The sequence below is a fragment of the Variovorax sp. J2P1-31 genome, assembly GCF_030317215.1.
In the GTDB taxonomy this organism is placed as follows: domain Bacteria; phylum Pseudomonadota; class Gammaproteobacteria; order Burkholderiales; family Burkholderiaceae_C; genus Variovorax.
Map to the genome: position 1 here is coordinate 1,937,724 of NZ_JASZYA010000001.1, position 12,999 is coordinate 1,950,722.

The following is a 12,999-nucleotide window of genomic DNA, read 5'->3' on the forward strand; positions in this document are numbered from 1 at the left end:
ATTCTGAGGTAGTAATCTCGGCTTACCACTTCAGAGTAGTAACCATGCCCTACCCCCTCGAAACCAGCCAGCAGCTCAGCGCCGTGCTGCGCGCGCTGCGCCAGTCGCGCCAGCTCACGCAGGCCGAACTGGGCGAGCAGCTGGGCGTGAACCAGAAGCGCATCGCGCGCATCGAGGCCGCGCCCGGCGTTACCAGCTTCGACCAGATCTCGCGCCTGGTGGCACTGATGGGCCACCGACTGGTGCTCGAAGAACTTCCCGCGGCCGAACCCGCCCCCACTGCGGCGCGCCAGACGCCAGGAGACAACCCATGGTGAGCCCCAAGAAACGTGGCCGTGGCGCACGCCACCCGCATCCGCTGGTCGTCTGGACCAACGGCCAGACCGTGGGCGAATGGTCGGTGCGCGAAGGCGAGCACCGCTTCCAGTACGCCGAGGCCTGGCTGGCCTCGCCCGCGGCGCGCCGGCTCTCGCTGTCGCTGCCGATCACGCCCGGCAACCTGCCGGTGCGCGGGCCGGTGGTGCAGAACTATTTCGACAACCTGCTGCCCGACAACGACAGCATCCGCCGCCGGCTGCAGGGCAAGTTCGCCACGCCCAGCACCGAGGCCTTCGACCTGCTGACCGCCATCGGCCGCGAATGCGTGGGCGCGGTGCAGCTGCTGCCGCCGGGCGTGGAGCCCACGGGCTTCGACCGCATCGAGGCCGAGCCGCTGGACGACGCGGGCGTCGAGCAGGCGATCAACGCCTCGCTGGCCGCGGGCCGGGTGCTGGGCCAGCGCGACGACGAGGCCTTCCGGATCTCGATCGCCGGTGCGCAGGAAAAGACCGCGCTGCTGCGCCGTGGCGACGGCTGGTTCCGCCCGCTGGGCGCGACGCCGACCACCCACATCCTCAAGCTGCCGCTGGGCCTGGTCGGCAACATGCAGGCCGACATGCACGGCTCGGTGGAGAACGAATGGCTCTGCGCGCGCATCATGGCCGCCTTCGGCCTGCCGACCGCGCACTGCGACATCGCCACCTTCGGCCAGCGCAAGGCCTTGCTGGTGCGGCGCTTCGACCGCGCGCTGCAGAACGCCGGCAGCGACGCCGAATGGATCGCACGGCTGCCGCAGGAGGACTTCTGCCAGGCGCTGGGCGTGCCGGGCGCGCAGAAGTACGAGGCCGACGGCGGTCCGGGCATGCGCGACATCCTGCGCGTGCTCGACGCCAGCGCCCATGCGCTCGAGGACAAGACCGCCTTCGTCAAGGCGCAGATGGTGTTCTGGCTGCTGGCCGCGACCGACGGCCATGCGAAGAACTTCTCGATCTTCCTCGAGCGCGGCGACGGCTACCGGCTCGCGCCCTTCTACGACGTGCTGTCGGCCTGGCCGATCATCGGCAACGGCGCGAACCAGCTCGCGCGCCAGAAGGCCAGGCTCGCGATGGCGCTGCGGGCCAAGAGCGCGCACTGGGGCCTGGCCGACATCCAGGCGCGGCACTGGGACGGCGTGGCCAGGCTGGCCGGCCTGGGCGATGCGCGCGCGCTGTGCGAAGCGCTGATCGACCAACTCCCGGGCGTTCTGCACACGGTCGAATCGGAACTGCCGAAGGACTTCCCCGCCGCGCTCGCAGAGGCCATCTTCGACGGCATGAAGAGCACCGCGCAACGCCTCCACGACACCGACACGGCCGACTGAGCACGCCATGAAAAAAGAGAACATCGCCCCCTTCTTCGCCACGCTGCAGGCGGTCAACCCCGAGCCCGAGACCGAGCTCGAATACAGCACGCCCTTCGAGCTGCTGGCGGCCGTGCTGCTGTCGGCCCAGGCCACCGACGTGGGCGTGAACAAGGCCACGCGCCGGCTCTATCCGGTGGCCAACACGCCGCAGGCCATCCTCGACCTGGGCGTCGAAGGGCTGGAGGGCTACATCAAGACCATCGGCCTGTACCGCAGCAAGGCCAGGCATCTGATCGAGGCCTGCCGCATGCTGGTCGAGCTGCACGGCGGCGAGGTGCCGCGCACCCGCGCCGAGCTCGAGGCGCTGCCGGGCGTGGGCCGCAAGACGGCCAACGTGGTGCTCAACGTGGCCTTCGGCGAACCCACCATCGCGGTCGACACCCACATCTTCCGGCTCGGCAACCGCACCGGCCTGGCGCCGGGCAAGACGCCGCTCGAGGTCGAGCTCAAGCTGGAAAAGCGCATCCCGCCCGAGTACCGGCTGCATGCGCACCACTGGCTGATCCTGCACGGGCGCTACGTGTGCGTCGCGCGCAAGCCGCGCTGCTGGGAATGCGCGGTCGCGCGCTACTGCGACTTCAAGCCTAAAACACAGGCCCCCGCGAGCGCCTGAGGTCGTCCTGCCTCACAAGGCCTCGGCCTGCGTGTCCGCAGCCAGCCGCTGCGCCGGCTTGCGCCCGAACAGCCAGAACATCGCGGGCGTGAGGAAGGTGTCGAGCAAGGTCGCACCGACCAGCCCCGAGAAGATCACCACCGCCACCGGATGCAGCACCTCGGTGCCCGGGCGCTCGGCCTCGAACAGCAGCGGCGCGAGCGCGAAGGCCGTGACCAGCGCGGTCATCAGCACCGGCGCCAGCCGCTCGAGCGAGCCGCGCACGATCAGCGCGGGGCCGAAGACCTCGCCCTCGAAGCGCATCAGGTTCACGTAGTGGCTCACCTTGAGGATGCCGTTGCGCACCGAGATGCCCGCCAGCGTGATGAAGCCCACCAGCGCCGCCACCGACAGCGGCTGGCCCGACAGCCACAGCCCCACCACCGCGCCCACCAGGGCCAGCGGGATGTTGACCATGATCAGCGCCGCCAGCACGGCCGAGCGGTAGCGGCCGTAGAGCACCACGAACATCAGCGCCAGCGACACCATCGACAGCAGGCCGACGCGCCGTGACGCCTCTTCCTGCGCCTGGAACTGGCCGCCCAGCGTGATGAAGTAGCCCTCGGGCAGGCGCGTCTGCGCGACCGCGGCGCGGATGTCCGCCACCACCTCCGACAGCGCGCGGCCCTGCGCATTGGCCGACAGCACGATGCGCCGGCGCCCATCGTCGCGGCTGATCTGGTTGGGGCCGTCGCCGTCCTCGATGGCCGCGATCTTCGACAGCGGGATGCGCCCGCTGGGCGTCTCGATCAGGATGCGGCCCAGGCCCTCGATCGAGCGCGCGTCCTCGGGCAGGCGCACCACCAGCGCGAAGCGGCGTCCGCCCTCGACGATCTGCGCCACCTTCTCGCCCTCGACCAGGCGCTGCAGCGCGGTCAGCACCTGCGGCACCGGCACGCCGTACTGCGCGGCCGCCGCATAGTCGATGCGCACCTTGATCTGCGGCGCCAGCACCTGCTTCTCGATCTCGAGGTCGGCCACGCCCGGAATGGCCGCGAGCCGCGCACGCAGCGCATCGGCCTGGCCGCGCAGCACATCGAGGTCCTCGCCGAAGACCTTGATCGCGATCTGCGAGCGCACGCCCGAGAGCATGTGGTCGATGCGGTGCGAGATCGGCTGGCCGATCGACACCGCGGCCGGCAGGTTCGCCAGCCGCGCGCGGATGTCGGCCGCGATCTCGGCCATCGGCCGCTCCAGCTTGGCGGTGGGCAGCAGGCCCACGTCGAGCTCGCTCACGTGCACGCCTTCGGCGTGTTCGTCGAGTTCGGCGCGCCCGCTGCGCCGGCCCACGTGCGTCACCTCGGGCACCTGGCCCACCAGCACCTCGGCCTGCCGCGCGAGCGCCGCGCTCTCGGCCAGCGTCACGCCCGGGTTGAGCCGCAGGCCGACCAGGAAGGTGCCTTCGTTGAAGGGCGGCAGGAAGGTGGTCGGGAAGAAAGGCACGGCCGCGCCCGCCGCCAGCACGGCCAGCGCCGCGCCCCACAGCAGCGCCTTGGGCCGGGCCAGTGCGCGCTCGAGTCCGCCGCGGTAGCGTGTCTTGAGCCAGGCCAGCACGCGCGTGTCGCCATGGTCGAGCGTCTTCATCCGCGGCAGCAGCCAGGAACTGAGCACCGGCGTGACCGTGACCGACACCAGCAACGAGGCCAGCGTCGACACGATGAAGGCGATGCCCAGCGGGATGAAGAGCTTGCCCTCCAGCCCCGGCAGCGCGAACAGCGGCACGAACACCAGCACGATGATCACGGTGGCGTAGAGGATGCCCGAGCGCACCTCCATCGAGGCCTTGGCCACCAGGGCCAGCAGGCCCATGCGCTCGGCTTCGGGCTTGCGCCGGTCTTCCTTGAGGCGCCGCAGGATGTTCTCGACGTCGACCACCGCATCGTCGACCAGCCCGCCGATCGCGATCGCCAGCCCGCCCAGGGTCATGGTGTTGATCGACAGCCCGAAGTAGCGGAACACCAGCGCCGTGACCAGGATCGAGACCGGGATGGCCGTGAGCGCGATCACCGTCGGGCGCAGGCTGCCGAGGAAGAAGAACAGGATCGCCGCGACGAAGACCGAGGCGCCGATCAGCTTGCCCTGCAGGGTGGAAATCGAGGCCTCGATGAAGGTGGCCTGGCGGAAGGTCACCTGCGGCGCCTCCATGCCCGCGGGCAGCGAGGCCTTGAGGCCGGCCAGGGCCTCCTCGATCGCGCGCGTGAGGCCGATGGTGTCGGCGGTCGGCTGCTTCTGGATGCCCAGGATCACGGCCGGCTTGCCTTCGAAGCCCGCGTCGCCGCGCCTGATAGCCGCGGCGAAGCTCACCTCGGCCACCTGGCGCAGCAGCACCGGGCGGCCATCGCGCGCGGTGAGCGCGAGGCTGCGCAGGTCGTCGAGCTTGGAGCTGCGGCCCAGGTGCCGGATCAGGTACTCGCGGCCGTTGAGTTCGAGGAAACCGCCCGAGGTGTTGGCCGAGTAGCCGCGCAATGCCTCTTCCAGCTGCGCGTGCGTGATGCCGAGCGCGCGCATGCGCACCGTGTCGGGCTGCACCTGGAACTGCCGCACCTCGCCGCCGATCGGGATCACCTGCGCCACGCCCTGCACGGCCAACAAACGCGGCCGCAAGACCCAGTCCGCGTACTCACGCACCGCCATCGGCGAAATCTTCGCCGTGTCGACCGGAATCGCGATCTGCATGATCTCGCCCATGATCGAGCTGATCGGTCCCATGCGCGGCACCACGCCGGTGGGCAACCCCTCCTCCATCGACGACAGCCGCTCCGACACCAGCTGCCGCGCGCGGAAGATGTCGGTGCCCCAGTCGAAGGTCACGTAGAGGAAGGACAGCCCCGCCGACGAGACCGAGCGCACCGACTCCACGCCCGGCAGGCCGTTCATGGTCGTCTCCAGCGGGAAGGTGATCAGTTGCTCGACCTCCTCCGCCGCCATGCCGCCGGCCTCGGTCATCAGGGTGACGGTCGGCTTGTTGAGGTCGGGGAACACGTCCACCGGCGTGCGCGACAGCGTGAACGCGCCATAGCCCATCAGCACCACGCTGACGATCAGAACCAGCAGCCTGTTGCGCAGGCTGTTCTCGAGTAGCCACTTGAACATCGGTGGCCTCTCAGCGGATCTGGTTGAGCAGGGTCGCGCCCTGCGTGACCACACGCTCGCCCGCATGCAGGCCCGAGGTCACGGCCACGTTGGCGCCATCGAGCGCCTCGTGCACCACCACGCGCGGCACGAAACGCTCGGGCGCGGTCTTGACCCAGACGATGGTCTCGTTGGCGGCGTTCTTCATCAGCGATGCGGCCGGCACGGCCGCGCCGTGCACGCGCTCGCGGGTCTGCACCACGACCTTGACCGGCTGGCCGATGGACAAGGCCGCGAAGACTGTGCCCTGGGCCGCGAAGCTCAGCGGCAGCGCCTGGTCGCGCAGCGCACGCGAGGCACCGACGAAGCGCAGCGGCAGCCGTTCCTTGCCCTGCGCCACGAAGGCGCTCTCGATCCGCGCGGGCAGCGCGCCGTCGAAGGCCAGGGCCTCGACACGCAGCCGCAACGGATCGACGATCTCGAACACCAGCTCGCGCGCATCGACCACCTGGCCCAGCACCGCGTTCACCGAAGCCACCACGCCCGTGACCGGCGCGACCAGCGTGTCGCGCGTGTCGAGGCCGGCACCGAGTGCGGCGACGCGCGCGTCGAGCGATGCGACCTCGCTCTCGACCGCCTCGATGTCCTTGCGCGGCACCGTGTCGGCCAGCTCGCGCAGCCGCGCCAGGCGCTTGTGGGCCAGCGCGCGGCTGGCGCGCAGCTCGGCCACCTGCGACAACTGGTTCGACCGGTCGAGCGGATCGCTCGACGGCAGGACGATGGCCAGCACCTCGCCCTTCTTCACGGCCTGGCCGGGTGCGGGCAGCCCGCGCGGCCCCGCTTCGATCCGGCCCGCGCGCAGCGCCTGCACGCGACCGCCCGCGTTGGGGTCCATCGCCACCATGCCGTTGAGTTCGACGGTGCGCGGCAGTTCGCCCTCGGCCAGCGTGAGCGTGCGCAGGCCGATCTGCCGCTGCGAGGGCTTGGGCAGGAAGACGCTGCCATCGGGCTTGCGCTGCGGCCCGTTCGGGTTGGCGGCGGCGGGCGCCTCGCCGTGGTCGTGGCCGGCGTCGGCATGGGCCGGTGCGGCGGCGAGCAGCGCGAGGGCCAGCAGGCTGGCGCAGAGGATGGGAGGACGCGCGTTCATGCGGCGGCTCCCGAACGCAGTGCGCGGCGCGTGCCGAAGGCAAGCAGCGCGAGCACGGCGGCGCCAGCGGCGCCCCACAAGAGCAGCGTCTTCGTGCTGCGCCCGCCATGCGTTTCCTCGGCGTGCGCGTGCGCTTCGGCTTCCAAGGTGCCTTCGAGCTGCGCCGAAGCGGCAGACGTCGCGACCTTCACACGCACGGGCACCGGTCCGTGGTCCGGCGCCGCATCGAGCGTGACTTCGAATTCGCCTGCGCCATGCGCGCTGGCCGGCAGCGTGCGACCGCCTACCGCGACTTCCAGCGTCGCGCCTTCGACCGGCCGGTTGTCGACCGCATGATCGAGGTACAGCGTGAGCAGCTTGCCGCTGAGCACGCCGACCAGCTCGAAGTCGGCCGAGGTGGCGGTGAAGCGGCCGGGCGTGGCGTCGGCGGCGGCCGTGGCCGGCGCGGGCGCTTCGTCGTGGTCATGGCCTTCGTGGGCCAGGCTCAACGCGGGCAGGGAGAACAGGAAAGCGAGCGCGAGGCGCAGGCCCCGGCGCAGGAAAAAGCGATTCATGAGGATGTCTAGCAGATGCATGGGAAAGAAAGGGAAGGAAAGGCGGGTCATTCGGGCAGCAGGCCCAGGGCCTGGCGCCATTGCGAGACGGCCAGGGCCAGCGCCACTCCGGCCGCGGCGCTCTGCTGCTCGGCCTCGAAGACCTCGAGTGCCACGCGCAGCCGGTTGGGCAGGTCGGTCTCGCCCAGGCGGAAGGACTTCTCGTAGAAGCCCAGCGTCTCGCGCGACAGCACGGCGCGCCGCTCGGCCGCATCGCGCGCGAGCCGCGCCGAAGCCACCTGCTGCCGCGCCGACGCGATCTCGTCCACCGCGCGCTCGCGTTCCAGCGCGAGCTGGATCTCGGCCTCGGTCTGGTCGGCCGATGCGGCACCGAGCCGCGCCGCATGGCGGTCGGACGAGCCGAAGGGAATGCGCAGGCCCACGGTCAGCGACTGGCCGTAGGCCTCGCCGGTGCCGCCGCGTTCGCGCGATGTCGCGAGCGTGAGCTCGGGGTTGGCGCGCGTCTGCACGCCCGCCAGCTCGCGGGTGCGCCGCGCCACTTCGGCCTTGGCCGCGAGTTCGCGCAGCAGCGGATGCGCGGCCAGTGCCGCCTCGGTGTCGCGCTGCGGCAGGGGCTCGGGTGCCGCCGAGAGCGTGGGCACGGCGGCGCCGGTCAGCGCGCGCAAGGCCTGCGCGGCCCGTGTGCGCGCCGCCTGCGCCTGTGCCATCTCGGCTTCGGCGGTGGCGCGCAGGCCGTCGGCCTGGTGCTGGTCGGCACGGGCCAGATCACCGGCCCGCACGCGCTTCGCCACATCGTCGGCCAGTTGGCCGGCCTGGGCCAGACGCGCCTGCACCACGCGCAAGCTCTGGTCGGCCGCCTGCACCGCCCACCAGGCCTCGCGCACCGCGGCGACCGCGCGCCATTGCGCGGCGTCGAGCCGGCTGTCGAGCGCGCGCTGCTCGGACTCGGCCAGGGCCCGCGTGCGCTCGCGCTCGCCCGGCAGCCACAGCGGCGCGGCGATGCCGGCCACGAGTTCGCGTTCACCGCGGTTCGACTGCGCGCGGTCGGACTTGTAGGAAAGCTCGAGCGATGCCGGCTCGGGCGTCCAGTGGCCGGCCGCGCGCAGCTGCGCCTGCGCCGCCTGCCGGCGCTCGGGCGCGACGACGGTCTCGGGCAGCCGCGCCAGCGCGGCATCGACCGCCTGGCGCAGGCTGAGCGGCGGCGGCTCGGCCGTGGCGGCCAGCGCCGGCAGGGAAAAGACAAGGGAAAGGGCAAGGGCCGGCCAGCGGCGCCTCGCACCCCGGACGGTCCAGGGCGTGAAATTCATGATCAACCTCGTTGGCTGCGGGCAGGCGCCCGCGAATCGAAACCAAGCGACGAGGTGCCGCGCGCTGCCTCGGCAGCACGCGATGGATGGCTATCCGCCTCGCCGCGAACTCAGGCGAGGTGGGAAGTGGGTGGGCGCAGGGGGTGGTCGGGCACGCGGTCCGGCACGTAGGGCTGTGCGCCGATACGGACCGGTTCGCCCGCCAGCGTGGCGGTGCCCTGGCCGCCGATGCTCAGGGCGGCGGGCGTGCCGTGGCAGGTGGCGCAGTCGGGGTGGTAGCCGGCCTGCGCGGCGTCGGCATCCGGGGCGGCCTGGTCCGCCGCGGTGTGGCGGTGCTCGTGGTGGCCGAGATGGCGCACGTCGCTGCCGCGTTCGTGCGCGCAGACCGTGCCCGCCGCCGCCCAGAGGGACTGCAGCGAGAGGACACACATCACGAACAGGAGCACGGCGCGGCGCATGGCGGCGGAGTCTATCGAAGGGGCAATGGCCCCTGGCCTTGTGGGCCTGCATCGGTGGCCTCCGGCGCGGCATCGGCCACCTCGATGCACTGCCAGCTGCCCAGCACGATCTCCCGCGTCGACCAGTCCGCCGCCCGCTCGGCCACACGCACGCCCTGCTGCAACAGCCACACCGCGCGGATCACGCCCGCGTGCGTGACCCACAGTGCATCGCGTTTCGAGCGCCGCCAGTCGTCCCAGGCCGCGCCCACGCGCTGCATGAACTGGCGCGTGCTCTCGCCGCTGCCGCCCGCGCGCGCATCGGCGAAATCGTGCATCCAGGCATCGATGTCGGCACGCGCAATGGCGCTCCACGGCCGCGTTTCCCAATCGCCGAAACTCATCTCGGCCAGGCGCAGGTCGGTTTCGAAACGGCCCTGTGCGGGGCGCAGCGCCTCGATCGCCGAAGCCAGCGCGCGGCAGCGCTGCAGGGGCGAACAGTGCAGCGCGAGGCCATCCGGCAAGTGCGCGGCAACGGCTTGCGCGGCCGCCAGGGTCAAGTCGGCATGCGCTGCCAGATCGGTCGCGCCATAGCAGAGGCCGGGCTCGGCCACGACCGGTGCATGGCGCAGCAGCCAGAGCTTCACAACCGTGCCGCCAGCGCGAGGTAGATCGCGAGTTCGGCGAGCTGCTGGGTCGCGCCCAGGCCGTCGCCGGTGAAGCCGCCCAGGCGGCGGCGCAGCAGCCGGACCATGAACAGCGCGACCAGCGCGGCCGCGACCAGGGCCGCCGCGCCATTCAGTCCGCCGACCATGCACAACAAGGCCGCGGCCGGCAGCGACCACAGCAGCGCGATGCCCACCGAGGCGCCGCTCACCGCATCGGCCAGCGGCTTGGCCTTGCCGCCTTCGCCGCCGACATAGGGCGCCGCGCGCATCACGGCCAGCGGCGCGAGTCGCGACAGCACATGCGCGGCCAGCACCACGGCACAGGCCGTGAGCGCGCCCTGCCCCGCCAGCGTGGCGAGCAGCGCGACCTTCAGGCCCAGCGCGAGCACCAGCGCGATCGCGCCGAAGGCACCGATGCGCGAGTCCTTCATGATCTCCAGCGCCCGCTCGCGCGATGCCGAGCCGCCCAGGCCGTCGACCACGTCGGCCAGGCCGTCTTCGTGGAAGGCGCCGGTCACCAGCACCGTGACGACGGTGCACAGCACCGCGGCCACCATCGGCGGCCACAGCGCGAGCCCGCCCGCCAGCGCCAGGGCGCCGATCAGCCCCACCACCCAGCCGACCGCCGGGAAATGCGCCGCGCTGGCGCGCAGCATCGCCGGGCTGTAGCCCACCCACTGCGCGAGCCGGCCGGTGACCGGGATGCGGGTGAAGAACTGCAGGGCCAGCAGGAAGTGGCGGACGCCGTTCACTTCATTGCCTTGAGACGCCGGCCGCTTCGAAGCTCGCCATCTCGCGCAACACAAGGCAGGCCGATTCCAGCAGCGGCCAGGCCAGCGCCGCGCCCGAGCCTTCGCCCAGACGAAGTTCCAGCCGCAGCAGCGGATCGAGCCCGAGGTGGGCCAGCAGCAAGGCATGGCCCGGCTCGGCCGACACATGCGCGGCCACGCAACGCTGCACCACGTTCGGCCGCAGCGCCTGCGCCACCAGCACCGCGGCGCTGGCGATGAAGCCGTCGAGCACGATCACGCGGCGCTCCTCGGCCGCCTGCAGCACCGCGCCGACCAGCGTCGCGAGCTCGAAGCCGCCGAAGGCGGCCAGCGCGTCGAGCGGCGCGGTGGCCCCGGCATGCAGCGCCAGCACCTCGCGCAGCACCTGCGCCTTGCGCGCGCGGCCCTCGGCATCGAGGCCGGTGCCGGCGCCGGTGCAGGCCTCGATGTCGTGGCCGACCAGGCGGGCCAGCAGCAGGGCCGCGGTCGAGCTGTTGCCGATGCCCATCTCGCCCAGCAGCAGCGCGTTGCCCGGCAGCTCGCGCACGATGGCCCGGCCGTTGGCGATGGCCTCGGCGCACTGCGCGGCGCTCATGGCCGGGCCCGCCGACGCGTCGGCCGTGCCGGGCGCGATCTTGCGCAGCAGCAGTCCGTCGCGCGGCGCGAAGTCGCGGCGCACGCCGCAGTCGACCACCGTCAGCGCCAGGCCGTGCTGGCGCGCGAGCACGCTCACGGCCGCGCCGCCGGCCAGGAAGTTCTCGACCATCTGCCAGGTCACGTCGCTGGGATAGGCCGACACGCCACGCGCCGCGAGGCCATGGTCGGCCGCGCAGACCAGCATCTGCGGCTGCGCCAGCACCGGCGCCTCGCTGCCCAGGATGGCGCCGATGCGCAACGCCAGCGCCTCGAGCCTGCCCAGCGCGCCCAGCGGCTTGGTCTTGTTGTCGATCAGGTGCTGCAGGCGCGCGGCCAGCGGCGCGTCGTGCAGGTCGGGAATCTCGGGAAGGGTCGTCATGGGCTCAATCGATCAGGGAAGACAGCACACCGGGCGCGAAATGCGCGTCGATGAAATCGGCGAGGCCGTCGAACACGGCGTCGAGCGTGGGGGCGGTGGCGCCAAACAGCGCCTGCAGCGCGGCCGGGTCCTCGAACAGCCCGTGCAGGTACAGGCCCAGCACGTTGCCGGCCTCGTTCTGCCAGGCCAGGCCGTCGGGCATGGCGGCATGCGCATGCTCGCCGGCCGCGGCCATCGCGGGATGGGCCTCGGTCTGGCCGTGGTGGATCTCGTAGCCGCGCACGGTCACGCCCGAGAGCGCCGACCAGGCGCCCGTCAGCGGGCCGAAGCGGGCCTCGCGCTGGCGCACCGTCTTGTCGGGCGCGAACACCGTGACCAGCGGCAGCAGCCCCAGGCCGGGCGCGTTGCCGTCGATGCCGTGCGGGTCGATCAGCGCCTCGCCCAGCATCTGCAGGCCGCCGCAGACGCCCAGCACGCGGCCGCCGCGCGCCGCATGCGCGGCCACGGCGCGGTCCAGGCCCTGCGCGCGCAGCCAGGCCAGGTCGCCGCTGGTGTGCTTGGAGCCCGGCAGCACGATCCAGTCGGCATCGGCCAGTTGCGACGGACTGCGCACCCAGCGCAGGCGCACGCCGGGCACGTTCTTGAGTGGCTGGAATTCGTCGAGGTTGCTCAGCCGCGGATAGGCGATGACCGCGACGGTGCAGGTCACCTCGCCGCTCGCGGTGCTGCGGTCGTCGAACACGCCGTCCTCCTCGGGCAGGCCGTGCTGCCACCACATCGGCAGCGTGGCGACGGTGGGCACGCCGGTCAGCTGCTGCAGGGTCTCGGGGGCCGGGGACAGCAAGGACGCATCGCCACGGAAGCGGTTGAGCACGAAACCCGCGAGCAGGGCCCGGTCGGCCTCGGGCATCAGGGCCCAGGTGCCATAGAGGTGGGCGAAGGCGCCGCCGCGGTCGATATCGGTCACGAGCAGGCAGCGCGCCTGCGCATGGCGGGCCACGCGCAGGTTCACGATGTCGCTGCCCATGAGGTTGATCTCGGCCGGCGAGCCCGCGCCCTCGATCACCACCACGTCGTTCTCGGCCCGCAGGGCATCGAGCGACTGCGCGATCTGTGGCCAGACCCGTTCGCTGCGGCCGCGCCACGGCAGGCCGGTGAGTTCGGCGCTCACCTGCCCCAGCAGCACCACCTGGCTGTGGGTGTCGCGCTCGGGCTTGAGCAGCAAGGGGTTCATGCGGACCTCGGGCACCGCGTTCGCGGCCAGGGCCTGGAAGTACTGGGCGCTGCCGATCTCGCCGCCCCGATTTTCCGCCGGGCCGCCCCAAGGAAAATCGGCCCCCTCGGGGGGCAGCGCAGTGCGCGCAGCGCCAAGCGTGGGGGCCACGACCCTCGCGTTGTTGCTCATGTTCTGGGCTTTGAAGGGCGCCACCTTGAGGCCCTGGCGCGCGTACCAGCGGCACAGGGCCGTGGTGACCCAGCTCTTGCCCGCGCCGCTGGTGGTGCCGAGCACCATCACGCACTTCGCGCGCGCGTTCCCGCCCGTATCCCGTTGATTCATGCCCGCATTGTCGCGGAGGACGCCCCCAAGGCGCCGCCGCCTACAGCGGACAGGGTGTCCGGGTCACAGCGATCCGGCACCGCGTGAGACGCAGGCGGC

At 72.1% G+C, this 12,999-nt stretch carries 12 protein-coding genes; 3 read left to right on the forward strand and 9 right to left on the reverse strand.

The window, feature by feature from the left end; translation table 11 throughout:
- The first annotated feature begins 44 nt into the window (after positions 1 to 44).
- Genes QTI20_RS08985 through nth form a run of 3 tightly spaced genes read left to right on the forward strand, consistent with a single transcriptional unit; the run spans position 45 to position 2,333 of the window.
- On the forward strand, positions 45 to 317 hold the full coding sequence (locus tag QTI20_RS08985; RefSeq protein ID WP_286548373.1) for a helix-turn-helix domain-containing protein: 273 nt from the start codon (positions 45 to 47) through the stop codon (positions 315 to 317).
- Positions 311 to 1,678: a type II toxin-antitoxin system HipA family toxin gene (locus QTI20_RS08990; protein ID WP_286548371.1), complete on the forward strand. Its 1,368-nt coding sequence runs from the start codon at positions 311 to 313 to the stop codon at positions 1,676 to 1,678. The genes QTI20_RS08985 and QTI20_RS08990 overlap by 7 nt, the downstream gene beginning before the upstream one ends.
- Positions 1,679 to 1,685: 7 nt before the next feature.
- The gene (nth, locus tag QTI20_RS08995; RefSeq protein ID WP_286548369.1) at positions 1,686 to 2,333 is read left to right on the forward strand and encodes an endonuclease III; all 648 of its coding nucleotides are present in this window, start codon (positions 1,686 to 1,688) and stop codon (positions 2,331 to 2,333) included.
- Between the two features lie 12 nt (positions 2,334 to 2,345).
- Here nth and QTI20_RS09000 read toward each other — a convergent pair whose 3' ends face one another.
- The 9 genes from QTI20_RS09000 to QTI20_RS09040 all read right to left on the reverse strand — a co-directional run bounded on the left by QTI20_RS09000 (position 2,346) and on the right by QTI20_RS09040 (position 12,900).
- A complete protein-coding gene (locus QTI20_RS09000) occupies positions 2,346 to 5,465 on the reverse strand; it encodes an efflux RND transporter permease subunit (protein ID WP_286548368.1) in 3,120 nt (1,039 codons plus the stop codon).
- A gap of 10 nt (positions 5,466 to 5,475) precedes the next feature.
- Entirely contained in the window at positions 5,476 to 6,591 is a 1,116-nt protein-coding gene (locus QTI20_RS09005) for an efflux RND transporter periplasmic adaptor subunit (RefSeq protein ID WP_286548367.1), read from the reverse strand.
- Positions 6,588 to 7,196 carry a hypothetical protein gene (locus QTI20_RS09010; RefSeq protein WP_286548365.1) on the reverse strand — a complete coding sequence of 203 codons (609 nt, stop codon included), beginning with the start codon at positions 7,194 to 7,196 and terminating at the stop codon, positions 6,588 to 6,590. The genes QTI20_RS09005 and QTI20_RS09010 overlap by 4 nt, the downstream gene beginning before the upstream one ends.
- Positions 7,193 to 8,452 (reverse strand): TolC family protein, encoded by a 1,260-nt coding sequence (locus tag QTI20_RS09015; RefSeq protein ID WP_286548364.1) that lies wholly within the window; start codon positions 8,450 to 8,452, stop codon positions 7,193 to 7,195. The genes QTI20_RS09010 and QTI20_RS09015 overlap by 4 nt, the downstream gene beginning before the upstream one ends.
- A 110-nt stretch (positions 8,453 to 8,562) precedes the next feature.
- Entirely contained in the window at positions 8,563 to 8,910 is a 348-nt protein-coding gene (locus QTI20_RS09020; RefSeq protein WP_286548363.1) for a hypothetical protein, read from the reverse strand.
- Positions 8,911 to 8,921: 11 nt separating this feature from the next.
- The gene (locus QTI20_RS09025; protein WP_286574179.1) at positions 8,922 to 9,536 is read right to left on the reverse strand and encodes a histidine phosphatase family protein; all 615 of its coding nucleotides are present in this window, start codon (positions 9,534 to 9,536) and stop codon (positions 8,922 to 8,924) included.
- Positions 9,533 to 10,309 carry an adenosylcobinamide-GDP ribazoletransferase gene (gene cobS, locus QTI20_RS09030; protein WP_286548361.1) on the reverse strand — a complete coding sequence of 259 codons (777 nt, stop codon included), beginning with the start codon at positions 10,307 to 10,309 and terminating at the stop codon, positions 9,533 to 9,535. The genes QTI20_RS09025 and cobS overlap by 4 nt, the downstream gene beginning before the upstream one ends.
- A 1-nt stretch (position 10,310) precedes the next feature.
- The gene (gene cobT, locus QTI20_RS09035) at positions 10,311 to 11,342 is read right to left on the reverse strand and encodes a nicotinate-nucleotide--dimethylbenzimidazole phosphoribosyltransferase (RefSeq protein ID WP_286548359.1); all 1,032 of its coding nucleotides are present in this window, start codon (positions 11,340 to 11,342) and stop codon (positions 10,311 to 10,313) included.
- Positions 11,343 to 11,346: 4 nt separating this feature from the next.
- Complete coding sequence (locus QTI20_RS09040) at positions 11,347 to 12,900, reverse strand: cobyric acid synthase (RefSeq protein ID WP_286548358.1); 1,554 nt, start codon at positions 12,898 to 12,900, stop codon at positions 11,347 to 11,349.
- Between the last annotated feature and the right edge of the window lie 99 nt (positions 12,901 to 12,999).

What these genes read in the sequence shown, in the direction of transcription:
- QTI20_RS08985 (WP_286548373.1), top strand. Translation starts at nt 45, where the DNA reads ATGCCCTACCCCCTCGAAACCAGCCAGCAGCTCAGCGCCGTGCTGCGC.
- QTI20_RS08990 (WP_286548371.1), top strand. Translation starts at nt 311, where the DNA reads ATGGTGAGCCCCAAGAAACGTGGCCGTGGCGCACGCCACCCGCATCCG.
- nth (WP_286548369.1), top strand. Translation starts at nt 1,686, where the DNA reads ATGAAAAAAGAGAACATCGCCCCCTTCTTCGCCACGCTGCAGGCGGTC.
- QTI20_RS09000 (WP_286548368.1), bottom strand. Translation starts at nt 5,465, where the DNA reads ATGTTCAAGTGGCTACTCGAGAACAGCCTGCGCAACAGGCTGCTGGTT.
- QTI20_RS09005 (WP_286548367.1), bottom strand. Translation starts at nt 6,591, where the DNA reads ATGAACGCGCGTCCTCCCATCCTCTGCGCCAGCCTGCTGGCCCTCGCG.
- QTI20_RS09010 (WP_286548365.1), bottom strand. Translation starts at nt 7,196, where the DNA reads ATGACCCGCCTTTCCTTCCCTTTCTTTCCCATGCATCTGCTAGACATC.
- QTI20_RS09015 (WP_286548364.1), bottom strand. Translation starts at nt 8,452, where the DNA reads ATGAATTTCACGCCCTGGACCGTCCGGGGTGCGAGGCGCCGCTGGCCG.
- QTI20_RS09020 (WP_286548363.1), bottom strand. Translation starts at nt 8,910, where the DNA reads ATGCGCCGCGCCGTGCTCCTGTTCGTGATGTGTGTCCTCTCGCTGCAG.
- cobT (WP_286548359.1), bottom strand. Translation starts at nt 11,342, where the DNA reads ATGACGACCCTTCCCGAGATTCCCGACCTGCACGACGCGCCGCTGGCC.
- QTI20_RS09040 (WP_286548358.1), bottom strand. Translation starts at nt 12,900, where the DNA reads ATGAATCAACGGGATACGGGCGGGAACGCGCGCGCGAAGTGCGTGATG.